Origin of the sequence: Maribacter forsetii DSM 18668, from assembly GCF_000744105.1 — a bacterium.
GTDB classification, from domain to species: Bacteria; Bacteroidota; Bacteroidia; order Flavobacteriales; family Flavobacteriaceae; genus Maribacter; species Maribacter forsetii.
In genome coordinates, this window is sequence record NZ_JQLH01000001.1 from 142,483 (window position 1) to 163,267 (window position 20,785).

Below are 20,785 nucleotides of genomic sequence, written 5' to 3' on the forward strand. Positions count from 1 at the left end.
CATATATGACAAATTCATATTTTAAATCAATTTTTGCCCTTTCTATAGCCGCAATATTAACAGGATGCGGAAGCACTAAAACTGTAGGAGGAAGCGGATTAGTTCTTACCCCAGTAGAGAACATAGATGCTACTCCCTTAAAAATTTCTGACCTTACTACAAGTGAAAAGAATAACTGGGGACATTTAGATTTAGTTGCCGATACTATACCTGGCATGAGTGTAGATAAAGCGTACAGTGAAATCATTAAGAACAAAAAAGGAACTAAAACAATTGTTGCCGTTCTTGATTCTGGCATTGATTTAAGTCATGAAGATCTTGTAAACGTATTATGGACCAACACAAAAGAAAAAGCCGGTAACGGTATTGACGATGATAGAAACGGATTCATAGATGATATACACGGTTATAATTTCTTAGGCGAATCTTATAACGAGCAGTTAGAGTATGTTCGTATGCTTCGTTTGGGCATAGGTGATGCTGCTACTTTAGCAAAAGCAAAAACCAAACTAGACACCAAATATAATGAGGCTTTACAAGGTAAAGAACAATATGAATCTATTTACCAAGCTGTAAAGAATGCAGATGCAGATGTAAAAAAGTATCTAAAAAAAGATACCTATACCCAAGAAGATCTAGCTGGTATTAATGCTACGGATGAGACTATGCAACGTAATGTTGCCATTCTTAATCAAATGTTCGGCATTAATGAAACCATACCAGGTGTTCTGGAAGATTTAACTAATGGACTTAAATATTATACAGAACAACTTAACTATAATCTAAACAAAGATTTCAATGGTAGGGAATCTGTTGGTGATAATGCCTATGATATTACCGATGTAGACTATGGTAACGGAAATCCTAACAATAGGGTAGATGATGAAAGTCACGGAACACACGTAGCGGGTATAATCGCTGCTGAACGTAACAACGGTAAAGGTGTTAACGGTGTTGCCAATAATGTAGCTATTATGAGTATTAGAGCCGTACCTAACGGTGATGAGTATGATAAGGATATTGCCAGAGGTATTCGTTACGCAGTTGATAACGGAGCACGTGTAATCAATGGTAGTTTTGGAAAGTCTTTTTCTCCTAATGCTGATTGGGTGTACGACGCTATTAAATATGCTGCAGATAATAATGTTCTTTTTGTACACGCTGCAGGTAATGATGGTGCTGATCTAGATAACCCGGTTAACGCTAACTTCCCTAATGATCAAATAAACAACGGACCAGAAATTGCCGATAATGTTATTACTGTAGGTGCCTTAAACCCAAAATACGGGTCAGAATTGGTAGCAAGCTATTCTAATTACGGTAAAATAAATGTTGATATTTTTGCTCCAGGTACAGATATCTATTCTTCATACCCTAATAATGAATATGAATATTCTCCAGGTACTTCCATGGCCGCACCTGGTGTTGCTGGTGTTGCTGCTTTGGTAATGTCTCAATATCCAAGTTTAACGGCTGCTCAAGTAAAAAAGATAATATTACAATCTGGTTTACCTATTAAAACCAAAGTAGTATTGGGTAAAAACACGGGCAAAAGCGGTTCTTTAGATGAAATATCTACTTCTGGCAAAATTGCCAATGCTTACAATGCATTGGTTTTAGCCAGTAAAGTAGCTGCAGGACAGATTAAATTATAATACTTACATAACTCATATGACTAAATCATTTTTTACGTTTCTAACAGCAATTTTCTCCATAGGGTTGCTGGCACAAAACAAGACAGATTATTGGCAACAACATGTTGATTATACCATGGCCGTTGATATGGATGTTGAAACTTTTCAATATACCGGTACCCAAACTTTAGTATACACGAACAACTCACCAGATGAGTTAAAACGTGTTTATTTCCATTTGTATTTCAACGCTTTTCAGCCAGGTAGTGAAATGGATATTCGACTACAGACAATTGCCGATCCAGATGATAGAATGACTACTCCAGACAAGAAAAGTAGAATTGCTTCTCTTACCGATAGTGAAATAGGATATCTGCATGCTACCTCTTTAATACAAGATGGTAACAAGGTTACTTTTTCAGAAGAAGGAACCGTGTTAGTTGTTGATTTAGCTAAGCCAATAGCAGCTGGTGCAAAGTCTACTTTTAATATGGAATTTAAAGGTCAAGTGCCTTTACAAATTAGACGTTCTGGTAGAAACAGTGAAGAAGGTGTTGCATTGTCCATGAGCCAATGGTATCCAAAATTAGCAGAATACGATTTTGAAGGTTGGCACGCAGATCCATATATTGCTCGCGAGTTTCAAGGTGTTTGGGGAGATTTTGATGTAAAATTAACTCTTGACAAAGACTATACCGTTGGTGGAAGTGGTTACCTGCAAAACCCTAACGAAATAGGTCATGGTTATGAAACCCCTGGTACCAAAATCAAAAAACAAAAGGGAAAGACCTTAACATGGCACTTCAAAGCTCCAATGGTACATGATTTTATGTGGGCCGCAGATCCAGAATACATTCATGATATTCAACAAGTACCTGACGGACCAGTGCTTCATTTTCTTTACAAAGACGATGCTAAAATTTTAGAGAACTGGAAAAAGCTTCAGCCTAAAACGATAGAGGCTATGCAGTTTTTTAGTAAAAACATTGGTAAATACCCATATGATCAATATTCGGTTATTCAAGGAGGTGACGGCGGTATGGAGTATGCCATGTCAACACTTATTACCGGTAATAGAAAGTTTGGTAGTCTAGTGGGTGTTATGGCTCATGAAATGGCGCATTCCTGGTTTCAACATATATTAGCTACAAACGAAGCTAAACATGAGTGGATGGATGAAGGATTTACTTCTTTTATTTCTAAACTTTGTATGACTGAAATTATGGATTATGAAAAAGAAAATCCTTTTGAGGGGACTTACAAAGGGTATAGAAACTTAGCGCTTTCAGGTAAAGAACAACCACAAGGTACATATGCCGATCGTTACGCTCTTAACTTTGCCTATGGTATTTCTGCGTACAGCAAAGGTTCTATATTTTTATCTCAGTTAGGCTATGTTATCGGTCAAGATAAATTGATGGAAACCATTCGTAAATATTATGAGGAGTTTAAGTTTAAGCACCCTGTTCCTAACGATTTTAAACGTGTTGCAGAAAAAGTATCTGGTTTTGAACTAGACTGGTATTTAACAGATTGGACACAAACTACAAATACAATTGATTACGGTATTAAAAAAGTTACGGCATCAGAAAACAACACTAAAGTTACCTTAGAACGAATTGGTCTTATGCCAATGCCTTTAGATATTTTGGTGGTTTACAATGATGGTAGCAAAGAAACTTTTTATGCTCCTTTACGTATGATGCGAGGAGAAAAAGAGAATGCTTATGCTGGTATTGAAAGAACTGTTATTGAAGATTGGCCATGGGCTTACCCTACCTATGATTTTGAAATCAATAAACCAATGTCCTCAATACAAGCAATCGTTATTGATCCTTCTCAATTAATGGCAGATGTTAATTTAGAGAACAATGTTTGGCAAGCAGAGTAATTTCTTCTTCTAAACTTTAAGATATTTATGCCCCCAAATTGGGGGCTAATTCTTTTTTAAAACTTCTTTTATAAATGGATGCATCCTTCGGAAAAAAGGAAAAACTAAAAAGTAAAATACTCATTACCCAGTTGTTTGAAGAGGGTAGGGGTATTTCTGTTTATCCGTTGAAATTAATTTATCAATCCGTAGAGAAAAAAGAAGTTCCGATCAAAACCGCCGTTACGGTATCTAAGCGCAATTTTAAAAGTGCCGTAGATAGAAACCACATTAAACGTTTACTAAGAGAATCTTATAGACTCAACAAAGGCTTGGTTTTTAACAATACAGATACAAACTTTGCGTTTCTATTTTTATACCTTGGTAAAGATATGCCCACCTTTGAGCAGTTAGATCATAAAATGAAGCTCGTTTTAAACAAGTTTAAGCTACAGATTGATGAAAAAAATAATTAGTAAAAAAGTACTAGTACCCATAATTGCCATCGCTTTCCTTTTTGTAGGAAGTAGTTATAAAAGCGACTTTTTTGAAATAGCCAAACAGATAGAAATCTTTACCACCTTGTTCAAAGAACTGAACATGAATTACGTGGATGAAACCAATCCGGCAGAATTAATGGATACCGCCATTAAAAATATGCTGAACGAGTTGGATCCCTATACCAAATTCTTAAACGAACAAGATGTTGAAACGTATCGTATAAACAATGCTGGTGAATATTCTGGTATTGGCGCCATGGTACGCTCTTTTGATGATAAATTACTGATTATAGAGCCGCACCAAGGATATCCGGCAGATAAAGCAGGATTAAAGGCCGGTGATGAGATAATACAGATAGGAGATATCAAAGTTGCGGATTTTGAAGATAATGCCAGTGAGCTTTTAAAAGGGGCTAATGGGTCAACTATAAACGTTACTTACAAGAGACAAGGTAAATTAAACACTACAAGTATCACAAGAGAAGGGATAGAAGTAGATGCTGTTCCTTTCTTTAAAATGATCAATAACAAAACAGGGTATATTGTTCTTGCAAAATTCAATGCCAAAGCAACGGAACAAACAAAATCCGCCTTATTAGATTTGAAAGGAAAAGGGGCAGAAAAAATCATTTTGGACTTAAGAGGAAATCCTGGTGGTTTGTTATCTGAAGCTATCAATGTTACCAACTTATTTGTTCCAAAAGGGGAATTAGTGGTTACTACAAAATCTAAGGTTAAAAAATTCAACAGAGAGTACCATACCAATAACCAACCTGTAGATGAGGAAATTCCGTTAGTGGTATTGGTAAATGGTAGTAGTGCCTCTGCCAGTGAAATTGTTTCCGGTAGCTTACAAGATTTAGATAGAGCGGTTATCATGGGTGCCAGAAGCTTTGGTAAGGGCTTGGTGCAACGCCCTCTTAAACTAACTTATGGTACACAGTTAAAGGTTACCATTTCTAGATATTACACTTCTTCTGGTCGTTGTATACAATCATTGGATTATTGGAACCGTGATGAAAGTGGTAAAGCGGTTCGTAATACTACCTTCAACGATTTTACTACTCGTAATGGTAGAAAAGTACAAGACGGTGGTGGTATTTTACCAGATATTGAAGTAGCTACTTCCAAAACCAATGACCTAACTTTGGCATTGCTACAGAACAATGTTATTTTCGATTATGCTACCAATTACCACTATACACACGAGTATAACGATGTTTCCGATTTTAAATTCACAGATGCTGATTTTAATGCTTTTAAAAACTATGTAAAGCAAAGTAGTTTCTCATTCGAGACCAAGGCAGAAGAAGCTATTAAAAAAGCGCTCTCAGGCGATGAAAACGACTTTTTAGGGGCTGACGTTAAGGATAGCTATAAAACATTGTTAGCCAACATTGAAAAAGGTAAAATCAATGCTTTAGACAAATACCAAAGTGAGATTCAAAAGAATCTTGAAGATGAAATCGTTAAACGTTATTTCTACAGAGATGGTTTATACCAATATTACTTAAATAATGACGACGCTATTTTAGCCGCTACCGAATTATTAAGTAATAATTCTAAATACAGCGCTATTTTAAAATAACGGGTAATTAATAAGTACAAGCTTCTTTATCCGATACTTGGTAGTATGCCTTAAAATTACTTGCCATAGGGTCTGTGCATCCTTTTAGATTACGAATTTTAATAGTTCTGAAATCAATTGGCTGACCTTCACTTTGTAAAGCAATAAAGCCCTCTGTCAACAGCTTACCATCTTTTTTCATTTTAGGGTCATATCCTTTGGCTACCCCACCCCCAATTTGTGGTTTTGTGTATTCTAAAACTGTTTTTCCGTTAATGATGTGCTTAACCAATGAATCGTGATATACAACCAATTCCGCCGTTACCCATTGATCACCATAATAGGTATCTGATGTTGACTTAATACAGTGTCTTGGGTCTATTTTACCCTCATAAACTACATCTGTACCTGGTGAGCACATATTACCTGTTGGGCGTTCTATACCTTCTTCTACTCCCGCTAAAAATTGTATTTCAACACTAATAGGCCAATCTTGTTCTTTTAGCATTGTTTTGGGGTCTTGAGAATGAAACATTACTCCGCTGTTTAATATTGTATAATCTGGTGCGCCCCTATATAATTCACCTACAAAACGATATTGCATCGTTAAATGGAAATCTGAAAAAGGCTTGTCATAATATAAATGAGCATACCTATTGTTGAATTCTCCTTCATATTTATCATACCTCACTTTTACCATATTATCTTCCGCCCTAAAGGTATCTGCATAGTTATCGCCCACTTCATAATGGTGTACTTTGGTGGTCCACCCATTTAAATCATTACCATTGAACATAGTTTCCCAACCATCCTTTGTTTCTTGCGAGGTAATTAGTCCGCATCCTAATAAAATTAAAAGTGAAGTTCCGAGTAGTTGAGATTTAAGTTGTTTTTTCATGTTGATGATCTTAGGTTGAATCTAATTTAAAGAAGAGGGAACTAATACTTCTAAATATACTCAATATTCTGATATCTTAGGTGATGGGATTATTGAGAGATATTCCAATTAATACCAGTACATCTGTTCATTTATTATTGTTACTTTTAAAAGTACAAACTAACGCCAACAGCAATACCTTAATTCCATATGAGAAATCTACTTTTATTAGCTAGTTGTATTTTAATACTTCAATCAACAAAAGCCCAATACTCAAAAAAAAATGATGAACCTAAACCTATACCAGAAGCTAAATCTTTTATAACTAAACATAAAGGAACTTTTGGCGGTACAACAATTGATTATATCACTACGGCAAAAGAAACTTTTTTAACCAATAAAGAAGGAGATTCTATTGCTACTTTTTGGTCTGTTGCCTACACTAAAACTAATATGGGAGATGTTACTAAAAGACCGGTAACCTTTGTTTTCAATGGCGGACCAGGATCTGCTTCAATGTGGTTACACATGGGATTCTTTGGACCTAAAATTGTAAAGGTAGATTCTGATGCCAAATCTGATGATGGTGCCGCACCATACAACTTAGTCAACAACGACCATGGTTTGCTTGATGTCACCGATTTAGTTTTTATTGATCCCGTAGGTACCGGTTATAGTCGTTTGGTTGGTAAAGGAGAAGGGAAAGATTTCTACGGATTAAAAGAGGATGTGAATTCTTTTGCCCAATTTATCAGAAAATGGGTAACTGAAAATGAACGTTGGTTTTCACCGAAATATTTAGCTGGTGAAAGTTATGGTACCACACGTGCTGCGGCATTAGGAAAGGCTTTAGAAGGATCTGGCCAGAACATGGCACTTAACGGAATGATACTTATATCGCAAGCTTTAGATTATGCAGGTTCTACATCTATATCAAATAATATTACTTCTTTCATTACCTACTTACCTAGTATGGCAGCTACCGCATGGTATCATAAAAAAGCAGGGCAGGGTAAATCTTTAGAAAGCTTTACTCAAGAATGTAGAGATTTTACATACAATACCTACATACCATCATTATACAAAGGCAATTCTTTAAGTGATACAGAAAAGAATACTTTGGCTGAAAAGCTTTCTTATTTTACAGGATTGGATAAAACATATATTCTACAATCTAATTTAAGAATTCTAATGGGCCGTTTTCAGAAAAAATTACTAGAAGATAAAGGTTTAGCAATTGGCAGACTTGACGGAAGATTTATGGGTAATGAAGAAGATAAGGTATCTGAAAAACCACATTTGGGAGATGCCGCTAGTTATCAAATAAGTGCTGCCTACACGGCTAGTTTAAATCATTATTTTGCATCTGAATTAAAGGTGAAAATGGATAGACCCTATATTACTTCTGGTGGTGGATCTAATTGGAGATGGAGAACAGTGCCAGATGGTAAATATTGGGAACCTATGCCTGTTAATACCGCCCCGGATCTTGGTGAAACCATGCGTAGAAATACGGCTATGAAAGTTATGGTAGCGAGTGGATATTATGATTTAATTACTCCGTTTTTTGATGCTGAATTTACTTTTGATAGAAACGGAATCGTAAAAGATCGTGTACAAATGAAGTATTATGAAGCTGGTCATATGATGTATACACATGAACCAGATTTTATTAAATTAAGTAAAGATATACGTGAGTTTATTTCAGCTAATTAATTAAAATAATTACCCTATTTCTTTAAAACAACCACATGCTGATTATTACATTGTAGATTGTAAAATTTGACAATATCTCTAACATGCTTTTTCTTGAACTCTTTGTTCTGAATCTTAGTTACTAGTTCAGGGCAATCGGCAAAATAATCTGAAGCAGCATTTTTAAAATTTTTACTAAAAAGTTGATTCGATCCTAAATGGGTTACTTCTCCGTTTACTCCTTTACTGACATAGAGATTTTTGATATCATAGTAATTTCCGTGCATCATGTTCATTTGACCATTTGCACTACCAACAAACATAGGGGCAGAATAACCTGTTTGCTCTAAAATATATAAGTTAACAGTGCCTATTTCTAATTCTCTTACGACATTGAAATAGCCTTTTTTTGTCTCTAGATAAATATAGGTAGATGGCTCTTCCCTATCATTTATAACTGCTTGCTCTAGATTTTCAAAATGATATTTTTCCGGTTTGTCTCCTTTATCTTTTTTGAATTTCACCTGGTTGCCATTTACAAGCTTAGCCATTCCCTTTAATTGTTTACCATCTTTAAAATATAAAGTTGCAGCATCTTTTTGGGCAATAGCAATAGATGATCCAACAAAACAGCAGATTAAAACCAAAAGAGTTGTTTTTTTCATAGCAGGTAAATGAGAGATAACTATGATAAAACGGGTACAATTTTACTATGTTATAATTTTTATCTTAAAATCGATGAAACGCCATTTTAATAAATGAACTACTTAATCTTTAATAGGCATAGTAATATTTAAGTTTTGAAGTAAAGGATCTTCTTCATTTAATAAGCGCTTTGTTCTTAAATATCTACCTACATTAAACGCATCATAATTTGGTGCATCTTTATCTACACTACTTATACGTACCATTTCAGATGAATGTATAAATTGATTATCACCGATCCACATACCTACATGCACTACTTTTTCTGAAGTGGTTTCTGTTGCTTTTCTTCCAAAGAACAATAAATCTCCTTTCTGCAATTTGCTGAAATCTGCAATTGAATCTATTGGTTTACCAGCGTGCACTTGTTGAGAGGCATCACGTGGAATTACCATACCATTTAAATAATAGATAGTCTTTGTGTAGCCACTGCAATCAACACCTTTTGTAGAAGTTCCTCCCCACAAATACGGTACGCCCATTAATGTTTTTGAGGTTGCAATAAGTGAATCTGCATTAAAATTCAAGTTCAAAAGCCACGTGTTATATGCTACAGATTCGTCTTTAGAAATATACCCTTGTCTACCATCTGGAAATTCAATTTTATAAAAATCATCGTTACTACTTAACAGTTTTAATAAGCTACCGGCAACAATATCAGATGTTCTTTCTTTAGCTTCTTCTGAATTAAATGCATGCCCATAAGTATCAGTGTAAATGATTTTATCTGCTGCAATCCAATTTTCAATTTCCTGTGCGTTCATTAATTGAATTCCGCCTGGATCTACCCATGCTAAATACTTATCTGGCGTTTGTATCAAATACCAATCTCCTTCTTTTTTTAGAACATTAACAATGGTACCTAAAGTTGCCTGTGTTGCCAATTCTGCCGAATGTTTAGGGTTACTTCTAAGATTGGCGGCAGAGATATTAATAACTGCATTGGTCATACCTTCTAACTCGGCGCCAGGTAAAATTTTAATATCGTTAGTGGTTTTTATTCCCTTTTCTTTTAAAAGATTATACAAAGAATCTACAGCCAATGGTAAGTTAGTTTCACCAACTAAGGTAAAACCTGATGGACCATCTAATACTTCTAAATTAAAAAGTGCGGTACGTTTATCTGGTGCAAATGTGTTTTTTATGATTTCAATTTCTTTGACCAATAATTTCTTTTCGTCTATATGTACACCACATGCCGTATTTAAAGCAATCAAAATCAATACAAAAGACCTCTTTAAGATAATTCTCTTCATCCGTAAAATAATTTCTAATAGTATTAGCCTTGTGAAATTATGTAATTTTATCGCAAATGAAGAAACTAAAGGTCATAGAACTTTTTGCTGGCGTTGGCGGATTTCGCTTAGGATTAGAGGATACCGAGAACTACGAAGTAGTTTGGAGTAATCAATTTGAGCCTAGTACGAAAGCACAACACGCCTCTAAAGTCTATGTAGCTAGATTTGGTCATGAAAACCATAGAAATGAAGACATTTCTGAAGTACCTACCAAAGACATACCAGATGGCGATATCTTAGTTGGTGGTTTTCCTTGTCAAGATTATTCAGTTGCCGCAACTTCTAATAACTCTAAAGGACTTATTGGTAAAAAGGGAGTTTTATGGTGGAGTATCCACAGAATACTATCGGAAAAGAAAAATCCGCCTAAATACTTATTTCTTGAAAATGTAGATCGGTTATTAAAATCTCCATCAAACCAAAGAGGTAGGGATTTTGCTATCATGCTTAAAAGTTTAGATGATTTAGGCTATGCCGTAGAATGGAGAGTTATTAACGCTGCAGATTATGGAATGCCACAAAGACGTAGACGTATTTTTTTCTTAGGATACCATAAATCTACACCCTTATACAAACAATTTAAAAAGGCCAAAGCCGAAGATTGGATTTTTGAAAAAGGAACTATAGCAACGGCTTTTCCAATAACAAGCACTTCTTCAAAAATGATTTCTTTTAATATTACTGATGACCTTGTTACACTATCTGAGAATTTTAATCTAGGCGAAAAATTATCTCCATTTCAAAATACCGGAGTATTCATTAAAGGAAAAGCATATACTACCAAAACTACGGCTAGTTATATTGGAAAAAGAACGGTTTTAGCCGATGTTCTTGAAAAAGGAATCATACCTGAAGAATTTTATATTCCTGAAGAGGAGCATGATAAGTGGTACTATCTAAAAGGTGCTAAAAAAGAAACTAGAACTTCTAAATCTGGTTTTGCCTATCATTATAATGAAGGTAACATGATTTTTCCTGATGCTCTAGATAATGCCTCTAGAACAGTTATTACAGGTGAAGGCGGTAAAAGTGCATCGCGCTTTAAACATGTTATCAACACCAAAAAAGGACTTCGTAGATTAACTCCCGTAGAACTGGAACGTTTAAATATGTTCCCCGATGATCATACTTTACTTGAAGGAATTTCTAATACCAAAAGAGCCTTTTTCATGGGTAATGCACTTGTAGTAGGTGTAGTCAAAAGAATAGGTGAAGTGCTTTCAGATAAAATTAAATCAACATAATATTTCTTCCTTCTTTAAGCAAAAGGGAACTAGTCTAACTAAAAATCATACTTCATTAAAATCTGTTTTTAAACTCAACATATTGTTAATCAACGTTTAAAATTAGGAATTGTCCTTTTTTTTGTTATTTTATTAGGTATGGTAAAAGTAGAAAAGTCAGAAAACGTAGAATTTTTAGAAAAGTCAATTCAACATTTAGAAGCTACCGGTTTCGAGAATATCAAAGCTGATATGGAAGGCTATGAAACTCCTAAATCATACTCAAGAAAAGGTTTGGAAGACAATGTTACTCCAGATATTGTAGCTATTAAAAACGGTAGAAAATATTATTTTGATATTAGCTTAAAATCTCCAAAAACCAGATTACTGAAATCTAAGTGGTTGTTTTTAGATACTTTGAGTAGAATGAATTCCAACAGATTTAGAATTATTACTACCAAAGGGCACTATAAGTTTACAGATAATATGCTTGAGGATATTAACCTAAGTAATAAAACACCTATCAAAATTTAAATCTTTGAATGCAACATATTAAAAAAGACCGCTAAAAGCGGTCTTTTTTATCTTTTGATCATTGCTATATGTGGTATACCATCTTCTAAATACTCCTCTCCCGTTGATTTAAAACCTAAGTCAGTATAAAACTTGGTAAGGTATTTTTGAGCTGAAATTTTTATTTCATTTATATTAAACTGTTCTTCAACAACTTTAATAGAGGCTTGCATTATAATTTTTCCATAACCAAATTTTCTATATTCTTTGTGCACCGCCACTCTACCTATACTAGCTTGGTCAAAATAATCACCTGGCTTAAAAATACGGGTATATGCTACTACCTTATCATCTTTATATCCTAGTACGTGAATGGCTTTATCATCTTTACCATCTATATCTAAATAAACACAATCTTGTTCTACCACAAAAATATCACTACGTAACTGTAGCACATTATATAGTTCTTCAATATCAAATTCTTTAAAACTTTTTACCTTAATATCTAACATGAAATTGTTTAATTAACTAGTTATGTTCATATCTATTATAAAATAACCAATTGATTAATAAGTACTTATAATAACTATTTTAGGTTATCAACATAGTTGTAATAACTAACTTTATAATGGAATCTTTTCAATTCTACGTTCATGCCTACCGCCATCAAAAGAAGTGTTTAAAAAGGTGGATACCATTTCAAGTGCTTGTGGTAGTGCAATATATCTTGCGGGTAGACATAATATATTTGCATCATTATGTTCTCTTGCCAATTTGGTGATTTCTTTTGTCCAACAAAGAGCAGCTCTTACATTTTGTTGTTTATTAGCGGTCATATTAGCCCCATTACCACTGCCACAGATTAAAATACCGAAATCTGCCGTACCATTTTCAACGTCTAGCGCTACAGGGTGTGCAAAATCTGGATAATCTACGCTATCAGTACCATCTGTACCATAATTGATAACTTCAATTTGTTTAGATTTCAATAAACCTATAATAGCTAACTTGTATTCTGTACCAGCGTGGTCGTTACCAATAGCTATTTTCATATGTGTAGTATTTAAAGGTTAATAGTTCATGTTTATATCCAGTGGGGGTGGAACAAAACCGAGCTAAAGGTACAATAATCAGACATTCACAACAAAAAACGAGGAGTTCACAACAATAGTTATCATGTCATTAATAAAAATTGTTAATTAGTATGTTATAAGCAAGATTACGTAATGCATAAATTGTTTAGAAAAAGTTGCTAAAAAATTTGGTTATTAAAGTTGACATCTGCTTACACTTTTAATCCTCTGAAGACGAATTTAAATATTAGAAACTATTAGAGGATTTTCATCAAATTAACACCCCTAGTTAACATTAAAATTACATTTAGTTATTAATAAATTCATGTTAATAGCACTTATAAACCATGTTTAATAACTTCTCAAAATACTGATTTTCAATTGTAGATTTATAAAACATATTGTCAACAAGTATTAGTATCTCATAAAGACAAGTAATATTGAAATAAGTTATTCTAGATATTAACAAGCTATAATAACCATTAATATTTAATTTAATTTAAAAGAAAAAATGTCTAATATGATATATATGTTAATAACAACTCGTTTACTTAACTTTTCAATAAGAAGTTGAATAACAGCTAGTGGATTATAATTCGTAATTTTCCAATAAATTAAAAGTTTAATGTCGAAGAAGAATAAGAAGGCGAAGAATCATAGAAAGAACGAAATTACAAGAGGAATTTTTACTGTTCTTGAAAAGGAACCTAATAAGAGTTTCAACTATAAGCAGATTGCTGCTAAAATTAATATTACAGATGCTCAAGATAGAAACACCCTTATTAAAAGGTTAAATGAGCTTAAAGAGAAAAAAAGAATTCAAGAAATAGATCGTGGTCAGTATAAAGTTTTAGAAGATACAAAAAGCTATCATGAAGGTACTGTAGATGTTACTGGTAAGGGTAATGCCTATATTGTTGTCGATGGTATGGACGACGATATCTTTATACCTGCCAATAAACTAAATAAAGCCTTTCATAAAGATAAGGTTGAAGTATATGTCTATCCTCGAAAAAAGAGTAAAAAGCTTGAAGGTGAAATAGTTAAAGTACTTGAAAGATATAAGACCACTTTCGTTGGTATTGTTGATATGCAAAAGACTTTTGCATTTGTTAGACCTTCAGATTTTAGAATGTATACTGATATTTTTGTCTCGAAGGATAAGTTAAATGGTGCTCAAGATGGTGAAAAAGTTTTAGTCGAAATTACTGATTGGCCAGATGATGTAGATTCTCCTTTTGGTAGAGTTACTGAAGTATTGGGTATTCCTGGAGAGCATGATACAGAGATTCATTCCATTTTAGCAGAGTATGGATTACCATATTCTTTTCCTGCGGATGTTCAGAAATTTGCAGATGGTCTAGATACCAGTATTAAAGAAGAGGAAATTAAAAAGCGTAGAGATTTACGTAATGTTCTCACGTTTACAATAGATCCAAAAGATGCTAAAGATTTTGATGATGCCCTTTCTTTTCAAAAATTAGAAAATGGTAATTACGAAATAGGTATTCATATTGCCGATGTTTCTCACTACTTACAAAAAAATACCATTTTAGATGATGAAGCTTATGAAAGAGCTACATCTGTGTATTTAGTAGATCGTGTGGTACCTATGTTACCAGAAGTGCTTTCTAACAATGCTTGTTCCTTAAGACCTAATGAAGAAAAATATACTTTTTCTGCCATTTTTGAATTAGATAGCAACGCTATTATAAGAGATCAATGGTTTGGAAGAACTGTAATCGATTCTAACGAACGTTTTGCATATGAAGAGGCTCAGTATATCATTGAGAACGGTAATGGTAACATACCAGAGGATATATCCATTAGAGAAGCTGCTTATACGGTTTCTAAGGATGTTGTAGAGGCTACGTTAGAAATGGATAGACTTGCAAAAATTATGCGCTCTAAGCGTATGGATCAGGGTGCACTTTCTTTTGATAAAGTTGAAGTTCGTTTTAATCTAGATGAGAATAGTGAACCTATTGGTGTTTATTTTAAAGAATCTAAAGATGCTAATAAGCTGATTGAAGAGTTTATGCTTTTAGCAAATAGAAAAGTGGCTGAATTTATTGGTAAGCAAAAACCTAAAAAGACATTTGTTTATAGAATTCATGATGATCCAGATCCAGATAAGTTAATGGCTTTAAATGGTATTGTTTCTAAATTCGGACATAAATTAGATTTCAAGGATAAGAAATCCATAAGTTCTTCTTTAAACCAATTACTACAAGATGTAAAAGGTAAAAAAGAACAGAATATGGTAGATACGCTTACGATACGTAGTATGAGTAAAGCGATTTATACTATTGATAATATTGGTCATTATGGGTTGGCTTTTGATTATTATACACATTTTACTTCTCCAATTAGAAGATACCCAGATGTAATGGTACATAGATTATTACAACATTATTTGGATGGTGGTAGTTCTGCAAATGCTGAAGAATTTGAGAAAAAATGTAAGCATTCTTCTGATATGGAATATCTAGCATCAAGTGCTGAAAGAGATTCTATTAAGTACATGCAGATTAAATTTATGCAAGACCATAAAGATGAAGAATTCCGTGGAGTTATCAGTGGTGTTACAGAATGGGGAATCTATGTTGAAATCATTGATAATAAATGTGAAGGCATGATTCGTATTAGAGACATCAAAGGAGATTATTATATCTTTGATGAGAAGCAATACGCTATTATTGGTGAACGTACCAAGAAAAAATACACTTTAGGTGATGAAATAACCGTTATGGTTAAAAGTACCGATTTAATAAAAAGGCATTTAGATTTTGCTTTGATTCCGGATAACTTAAAATAATTTGGAATAGATTTTGGTATATCATGGCTGAATTAAGTAAACCCTTTGTTTATAAGTTGTTTACTTACATAAATTACATATAACAAAATGAAACAAGTTTTAGTTTTAATGTTTCTCTTAGGATGTCTTTCGGTGGTTGCCCAAGATAATAAGGTTACCCAAAACTTAGAACCTTTTAAAGAGTTAAAGGTTTTTGATGGTTTGAGTATTAACCTAATTAAATCTTCAGAAAACAAGGTCATTATTACTGGAGAAAATACGGGTAAAGTTGCTATTGTTAATAACGAAGGTATTTTAAAAATTAGAATGCAAATAGGTAAAATTTTCAGTGGTTATAAAACCTTTGTAGATTTATATTATGCTGGTGATATTGTGGTAATCGATGTAAATGAAGATGCTAGAATAGTTACGGAAGATATCATACAACAAGATGTTCTAGAATTAAAAGCTCAGGAAGGTGGTGAACTTGTGGTAAATGCAGAGGTTGAACAAATGCTGATAAAATCGGTTTCTGGTGGAGTTATTAGAACTGCAGGTTCTTCAAATTTACAAGACGTTCAAATAAATACTGGTGGTGTTTATGAAGGCAAAGGTTTTATTACCAATTTTTCAACTATAAATGTAAACGCCGGTTCTAGGGCAGAGATAAATGCTAAAGATTATGTCAAAGCAACGGTAAAAGCCGGTGGTGAAGTTTTGGTATTTGGTAACCCTGAGAAATTGGAAGAGAAAACGGTATTTGGCGGTACTATTAAAAGAATGCAATAGTTCATGTTAGAAGATATACAGGCAGCAATTCCACTAGGCTTTTTCCTAAGTTTTATGGTTGGACCCGTTTTCTTTGTCTTGTTACAAACTAGTGCGGTAAAAGGATTTAGGGCTGCTCTAACTTTTGATATTGGTGTATTATTAGCCGATATACTTTTTATTCTGGTTGCTTATTTTAGTAGTTTCCAGTTATTGGAAAATTTAAGTAATCAACCTGGTCTTTATGTTTTTGGTGGTGTAATACTTCTTGTTTATGGCTTGGTAACTTTCTTTAAAGTAGACAAAAAGGAGATACCTGTAGATTCCAAGAAAATTAGAAAATCAGATTATTTCGGGCTTTTCGTAAAAGGTTTTCTACTAAACTTTATTAATATCGGTGTATTGGTTTTCTGGTTAGGAATAATCATAATTGTAGGTCCTACTTTAGATAATCAGCCTAATCGTTTTTTTACCTTTTTTGCAACTGTGCTTCTCTCCTATTTTGTAACAGATATTTTTAAAATACTCTTGGCAAAACAATTAAAGCGTAAGCTCACAGCTAAACGCATAATTTATATAAAAAAGATAATAGGAGTAATATTAGTTATATGTGGAATTGTTCTTATTACAAAAGGTTTTTTACCTAAGGATCAGTTTAACATAGAACAAGAATTAGAAAGATTTGATACGCATGATACAGAATAAAAAAAAGCCGGTCAATGACCGGCTTTTTAATTAAGTAATTTTGAATTTATTTCTTGTACTTATCGTTTAGTAGTTTTACTATTTCATCAGTAAGATCATTAGCTTCTTTACCGTAAAGAACACTACCACCATCACCTCCACCTAAAATGTAAGAGTAACCTTTGGCTTCACCATAAGCTTTTATTTCTTCCTTTACTTTAGAAACAATACTATCCATTTCTGTTTGACCTTCCATTTGTAATTGTTGGTCTTGTTGTTGAAGTTGTTGTCCAATCATTTGACCTCTTTGTTGCATTGCTGCATATTCTTCTTGAGCTTTTGATTGAGACATTTTTTGAGCTTTTGTTTGAAAAGCTTGTGCTTCAATTTGAAAAGCTTGAGATATACTATCTCTAGTTTTAGCTAAGGCATCTGCCTTTACTTTGAATTTAGATTCAACATCAATTTTTTGTTGATATTCATCCATCAATTTTACGTTATCTACGTATCCAATTTTTTCTTGTTGGCATGATGCTAATAATGCGATAGCGAAAATTAAAATTAGGTTTTTCATTTTTTCATTTTTATGTGGTGCAAAAGTAATAAAGCTTTTAGAATGAAAATATTTAATAGTTAAGATAAATACTTAGATTTGGTTTAAAATAAGATTTAATTATATTAAAATAATATTTCATTGATTTTAATTATTATTATTAAGTATTTTAAAGGGTATTTAAGACGTTTATTTTAATTTTATAGTATAATATATAACTTAAAGTAAATATTCTCGTAAAACAGCTTTAAATAGGTTTTTACTCTTTTTTAAGCACATATATAAGCGAAGAATACTCAGTTGTAGATTTTGCCTTTAAATTTGATACGAAACCACAATAAAATGCTTTTATATAATTGGACGAACCATTTTTATATTTTTCGGATAATAGAGAAACATAATATGAATCAAAGTACATTGGTAGTGTATCGTTAACTATAAAATTCTTTTTAGCAAAAATTGTTTTAATTGAATTTTGGGAGAAGTGCCAAAGATGTCTTGGAGTATCATACGCTGCCCAATATTGCTTATAATATTTTGCATCGTAAGATTTATAGTTTGGTACAGCAATTATTAAAGTTCCATTTTTTTCTAGTAGAGATTTTATTTTTATAATTTGATCTTCTAAATTTGGCAGATGTTCTAGAACATGCCATAGGGTTATAACATCAAATTTTTGATTATCTAAATTATCTAAGCTTTTGAAAGTGTCTATTTTTTTATTTGATGCCTTTTGTCTTGCTTGATCATTTACCTCTACTCCTACTGTTTTCCATTCTTTATTTTTGGCATGTATTAGAAATTCACCCGTGCCACAACCAATATCTAGAAGTTTTTTTTCTTGATTAGTATAGTTGTTTATGAGTTTAACTTTTTTATTTAAGGTGTATTTTTTTACTAGCTGGTAAATTTTTTCTAATAAACTATTACTATCATCTGAATGTGAAATGTAGTTATTAGGGTCATAGTATTTGGATAAATCTTTAGGGACAGGTTTTGTAACTAGCATGTCTGTTTTGGAGTCATAGACTAATTCAAAATTTTCCTGCGTCACTAGAAAATCCCTGGTTTGTAGGTTTGAAATTTTTTCTTGCATGTTGTTAGTAGGTGTTTTATTGTATAGTAATTTTTCATTGTTCCACGTGGAACAATTTGCCCTACCTTCCAAGATAAACTAAAAGTACACTGATGTCACTCGGTGTAACTCCACTAATTCTTGATGCTTGAGAAATAGTAACTGGTTGAATTTTTGTCATTTTTTCTCTTGCTTCAAAAGAAAGTGATTTCAATTTAGAGTAATCAAAATTTTCTGGAATCTTTACTGCTTCTAATCTATGAAGTTTATCAGCGTTTAATTTTTCTTTGGCTATGTACCCAGAGTATTTAATTTGTACTTCTGCTTGTTCAAGAATTTCACTATCAAAATTGTTTTCTTTTACAAAGTTTGAAACTGATTCTAATTGTAACATGTGATCCATGGTAACATTAGGTCTTGAAAATGCTTTATACATTTTGTCTGATTGCTTTACTAAAGAAGAGTCAACACTTTCAAATATTGGATTAATGTCTTTTGGTAATACACTTGTTTCTCTAAAGAAGTTAACAAGAGCTTCAGACTGTTTTAATTTTTGTTCCATTCTTTTCATTCTTGAATCAGTTGCAAAACCTATAGCATGGCTCAATGGTGTTAATCTCAAATCAGCATTATCTTGTCTAAGTAAGGTTCTATATTCTGCACGAGAAGTAAACATACGGTATGGTTCTTCTGTACCTTTTGTAATTAGGTCATCAATTAAAACACCAATGTATGCTTCGTCTCTTTTTAGAATTAACGGATTTTCTTCTTTTATTTTTAGGTGTGCATTTATACCAGCCATTAATCCTTGCGATGCTGCTTCTTCATATCCGGTAGTTCCATTTATTTGTCCTGCGAAATATAGATTTTCAACTAGCTTAGTTTCTAGTGTATGCTTTAATTGTGTTGGCGGAAAGTAGTCGTACTCTATCGCATAACCTGGTCTAAAGAATTTTACTTTTTCAAATCCTACAACAGAACGTAATGCTTTGAATTGAACATCTTCTGGTAATGAAGTTGAAAAACCGTTTACATATACTTCTACAGTTTCCCATCCTTCTGGTTCAATAAACATTTGGTGACTGTCTTTATCTGCAAACCGGTTTATTTTATCTTCAATAGATGGACAGTATCTAGGTCCTAAGCTTTTTATTCTACCGTTGAACATTGGTGATCTATCAAAACCTTCACGCAACAAATCATGTACTAGAGCACTAGTATGTGTCATGTAACAATCGCGTTGATGTGCTAATGGTTTTGTATTTGTATAAGAAAACTTTTCAGGATTTGCATCACCAGGTTGTACGATCATTTTAGAATAATTTAAAGATCTTCCATCAACTCTTGGAGGAGTTCCGGTTTTCATTCTCCCACTTTCAAAACCTAATTCTACTAATTGTTCTGTAATTCCAGTTGCTGCTTTTTCTCCTGCTCTACCTCCACCAAATTGTTTTTCACCAATATGTATCAATCCATTTAAGAATGTTCCGTTGGTCAATACTACTGCTTTGGACTTTATATTAATCCCTAAAGAGGTTTTCACTCCAACTATTTTATGATTTTCTACTAACAATCCTGAGACCATTTCTTGATAAAAATCTACATTAGGTGTACGTTCTAACATTAAACGCCACTCCTCTGCAAAACGCATTCTGTCGTTTTGCGTTCTTGGGCTCCACATTGCAGGTCCTTTAGATTTATTCAACATTTTAAATTGAATAGCAGTTTTGTCAGATACAATTCCACTATATCCACCAAGAGCATCTATCTCCCTAACAATTTGTCCTTTTGCAATTCCACCCATTGCAGGGTTACAAGACATCTGCCCTATATTTTGCAAATTCATGGTTACTAATAAGGTTTTTGAACCCAAGTTTGCAGCTGCTGCTGCCGCTTCTGCACCGGCGTGTCCTCCGCCAACTACAATTACATCATATTCTTCTCCAAACATAT

The 20,785-nt window shown here is 33.2% G+C and carries 18 protein-coding genes; 10 read left to right on the plus strand and 8 right to left on the minus strand.

Going from position 1 to position 20,785, the window contains the following annotated elements; genetic code table 11:
- The first annotated feature begins 5 nt into the window (after positions 1–5).
- From P177_RS00700 to P177_RS00715, 4 genes are all read left to right on the plus strand, one after another.
- Positions 6–1,655: a S8 family peptidase gene (locus tag P177_RS00700; protein ID WP_036150803.1), complete on the plus strand. Its 1,650-nt coding sequence runs from the start codon at positions 6–8 to the stop codon at positions 1,653–1,655.
- A 16-nt stretch (positions 1,656–1,671) separates the two neighbouring features.
- Positions 1,672–3,525, plus strand: coding sequence for a M1 family metallopeptidase (locus P177_RS00705; RefSeq protein WP_036150805.1), 1,854 nt, complete (start codon positions 1,672–1,674; stop codon positions 3,523–3,525).
- 74 nt (positions 3,526–3,599) lie between these two features.
- Positions 3,600–3,980 carry a ribonuclease P protein component gene (gene rnpA, locus P177_RS00710; RefSeq protein ID WP_036150808.1) on the plus strand — a complete coding sequence of 127 codons (381 nt, stop codon included), beginning with the start codon at positions 3,600–3,602 and terminating at the stop codon, positions 3,978–3,980.
- A complete protein-coding gene (locus P177_RS00715; protein ID WP_036150811.1) occupies positions 3,964–5,592 on the plus strand; it encodes a S41 family peptidase in 1,629 nt (542 codons plus the stop codon). The genes rnpA and P177_RS00715 overlap by 17 nt, the downstream gene beginning before the upstream one ends.
- 7 nt (positions 5,593–5,599) lie before the next feature.
- Here P177_RS00715 and P177_RS00720 read toward each other — a convergent pair whose 3' ends face one another.
- Positions 5,600–6,469: a 3-keto-disaccharide hydrolase gene (locus tag P177_RS00720; protein ID WP_036150812.1), complete on the minus strand. Its 870-nt coding sequence runs from the start codon at positions 6,467–6,469 to the stop codon at positions 5,600–5,602.
- Between the two features lie 189 nt (positions 6,470–6,658).
- On the opposite strand from P177_RS00720, the gene P177_RS00725 reads away from it, so the two are divergent.
- The gene (locus P177_RS00725; protein WP_036150814.1) at positions 6,659–8,164 is read left to right on the plus strand and encodes a S10 family peptidase; all 1,506 of its coding nucleotides are present in this window, start codon (positions 6,659–6,661) and stop codon (positions 8,162–8,164) included.
- Between the two features lie 14 nt (positions 8,165–8,178).
- Here P177_RS00725 and P177_RS00730 read toward each other — a convergent pair whose 3' ends face one another.
- Together P177_RS00730 and P177_RS00735 are read right to left on the minus strand one after the other, a co-directional pair.
- Entirely contained in the window at positions 8,179–8,808 is a 630-nt protein-coding gene (locus tag P177_RS00730; RefSeq protein ID WP_036150817.1) for a hypothetical protein, read from the minus strand.
- A 102-nt stretch (positions 8,809–8,910) separates the two neighbouring features.
- Positions 8,911–10,104, minus strand: coding sequence for an SH3 domain-containing C40 family peptidase (locus P177_RS00735; protein WP_036150821.1), 1,194 nt, complete (start codon positions 10,102–10,104; stop codon positions 8,911–8,913).
- Positions 10,105–10,160: 56 nt separating this feature from the next.
- On the opposite strand from P177_RS00735, the gene dcm reads away from it, so the two are divergent.
- The gene (gene dcm / locus P177_RS00740) at positions 10,161–11,390 is read left to right on the plus strand and encodes a DNA (cytosine-5-)-methyltransferase (RefSeq protein ID WP_036150824.1); all 1,230 of its coding nucleotides are present in this window, start codon (positions 10,161–10,163) and stop codon (positions 11,388–11,390) included.
- A gap of 138 nt (positions 11,391–11,528) precedes the next feature.
- Complete coding sequence (locus P177_RS00745; protein WP_036150827.1) at positions 11,529–11,903, plus strand: hypothetical protein; 375 nt, start codon at positions 11,529–11,531, stop codon at positions 11,901–11,903.
- A 47-nt stretch (positions 11,904–11,950) separates the two neighbouring features.
- Here the strand turns inward: P177_RS00745 and P177_RS00750 are convergent, their stop codons facing one another.
- Complete coding sequence (locus P177_RS00750; RefSeq protein ID WP_036150830.1) at positions 11,951–12,394, minus strand: GNAT family N-acetyltransferase; 444 nt, start codon at positions 12,392–12,394, stop codon at positions 11,951–11,953.
- Positions 12,395–12,505: 111 nt separating this feature from the next.
- Positions 12,506–12,934: a ribose 5-phosphate isomerase B gene (rpiB, locus tag P177_RS00755; RefSeq protein WP_036150831.1), complete on the minus strand. Its 429-nt coding sequence runs from the start codon at positions 12,932–12,934 to the stop codon at positions 12,506–12,508.
- 646 nt (positions 12,935–13,580) lie between these two features.
- On the opposite strand from rpiB, the gene rnr reads away from it, so the two are divergent.
- The 3 genes from rnr to P177_RS00770 all read left to right on the plus strand — a co-directional run bounded on the left by rnr (position 13,581) and on the right by P177_RS00770 (position 17,225).
- Positions 13,581–15,773 (plus strand): ribonuclease R, encoded by a 2,193-nt coding sequence (gene rnr / locus P177_RS00760; protein ID WP_036150832.1) that lies wholly within the window; start codon positions 13,581–13,583, stop codon positions 15,771–15,773.
- An 87-nt stretch (positions 15,774–15,860) separates the two neighbouring features.
- Complete coding sequence (locus tag P177_RS00765; protein ID WP_036150834.1) at positions 15,861–16,541, plus strand: head GIN domain-containing protein; 681 nt, start codon at positions 15,861–15,863, stop codon at positions 16,539–16,541.
- A gap of 3 nt (positions 16,542–16,544) precedes the next feature.
- Complete coding sequence (locus tag P177_RS00770; protein ID WP_036150837.1) at positions 16,545–17,225, plus strand: LysE family translocator; 681 nt, start codon at positions 16,545–16,547, stop codon at positions 17,223–17,225.
- A 46-nt stretch (positions 17,226–17,271) separates the two neighbouring features.
- On the opposite strand, the gene P177_RS00775 is transcribed toward P177_RS00770, so the two are convergent.
- The 3 genes from P177_RS00775 to mnmG form a co-directional block, all read right to left on the minus strand.
- Entirely contained in the window at positions 17,272–17,778 is a 507-nt protein-coding gene (locus tag P177_RS00775) for an OmpH family outer membrane protein (protein WP_036150838.1), read from the minus strand.
- Between the two features lie 238 nt (positions 17,779–18,016).
- Positions 18,017–18,853, minus strand: coding sequence for a class I SAM-dependent methyltransferase (locus P177_RS00780; RefSeq protein ID WP_036157543.1), 837 nt, complete (start codon positions 18,851–18,853; stop codon positions 18,017–18,019).
- A 61-nt stretch (positions 18,854–18,914) separates the two neighbouring features.
- Positions 18,915–20,783, minus strand: coding sequence for a tRNA uridine-5-carboxymethylaminomethyl(34) synthesis enzyme MnmG (gene mnmG / locus P177_RS00785; RefSeq protein ID WP_036150847.1), 1,869 nt, complete (start codon positions 20,781–20,783; stop codon positions 18,915–18,917).
- Positions 20,784–20,785 lie beyond the last annotated feature (2 nt).

What these genes read in the sequence shown, in the direction of transcription:
- P177_RS00700 (WP_036150803.1), top strand. Translation starts at nt 6, where the DNA reads ATGACAAATTCATATTTTAAATCAATTTTTGCCCTTTCTATAGCCGCA.
- P177_RS00705 (WP_036150805.1), top strand. Translation starts at nt 1,672, where the DNA reads ATGACTAAATCATTTTTTACGTTTCTAACAGCAATTTTCTCCATAGGG.
- rnpA (WP_036150808.1), top strand. Translation starts at nt 3,600, where the DNA reads ATGGATGCATCCTTCGGAAAAAAGGAAAAACTAAAAAGTAAAATACTC.
- P177_RS00715 (WP_036150811.1), top strand. Translation starts at nt 3,964, where the DNA reads ATGAAAAAAATAATTAGTAAAAAAGTACTAGTACCCATAATTGCCATC.
- P177_RS00720 (WP_036150812.1), bottom strand. Translation starts at nt 6,469, where the DNA reads ATGAAAAAACAACTTAAATCTCAACTACTCGGAACTTCACTTTTAATT.
- P177_RS00725 (WP_036150814.1), top strand. Translation starts at nt 6,659, where the DNA reads ATGAGAAATCTACTTTTATTAGCTAGTTGTATTTTAATACTTCAATCA.
- P177_RS00730 (WP_036150817.1), bottom strand. Translation starts at nt 8,808, where the DNA reads ATGAAAAAAACAACTCTTTTGGTTTTAATCTGCTGTTTTGTTGGATCA.
- P177_RS00735 (WP_036150821.1), bottom strand. Translation starts at nt 10,104, where the DNA reads ATGAAGAGAATTATCTTAAAGAGGTCTTTTGTATTGATTTTGATTGCT.
- dcm (WP_036150824.1), top strand. Translation starts at nt 10,161, where the DNA reads ATGAAGAAACTAAAGGTCATAGAACTTTTTGCTGGCGTTGGCGGATTT.
- P177_RS00745 (WP_036150827.1), top strand. Translation starts at nt 11,529, where the DNA reads ATGGTAAAAGTAGAAAAGTCAGAAAACGTAGAATTTTTAGAAAAGTCA.
- P177_RS00750 (WP_036150830.1), bottom strand. Translation starts at nt 12,394, where the DNA reads ATGTTAGATATTAAGGTAAAAAGTTTTAAAGAATTTGATATTGAAGAA.
- rpiB (WP_036150831.1), bottom strand. Translation starts at nt 12,934, where the DNA reads ATGAAAATAGCTATTGGTAACGACCACGCTGGTACAGAATACAAGTTA.
- rnr (WP_036150832.1), top strand. Translation starts at nt 13,581, where the DNA reads ATGTCGAAGAAGAATAAGAAGGCGAAGAATCATAGAAAGAACGAAATT.
- P177_RS00765 (WP_036150834.1), top strand. Translation starts at nt 15,861, where the DNA reads ATGAAACAAGTTTTAGTTTTAATGTTTCTCTTAGGATGTCTTTCGGTG.
- P177_RS00770 (WP_036150837.1), top strand. Translation starts at nt 16,545, where the DNA reads ATGTTAGAAGATATACAGGCAGCAATTCCACTAGGCTTTTTCCTAAGT.
- P177_RS00775 (WP_036150838.1), bottom strand. Translation starts at nt 17,778, where the DNA reads ATGAAAAACCTAATTTTAATTTTCGCTATCGCATTATTAGCATCATGC.
- P177_RS00780 (WP_036157543.1), bottom strand. Translation starts at nt 18,853, where the DNA reads ATGCAAGAAAAAATTTCAAACCTACAAACCAGGGATTTTCTAGTGACG.
- mnmG (WP_036150847.1), bottom strand. Translation starts at nt 20,783, where the DNA reads ATGTTTGGAGAAGAATATGATGTAATTGTAGTTGGCGGAGGACACGCC.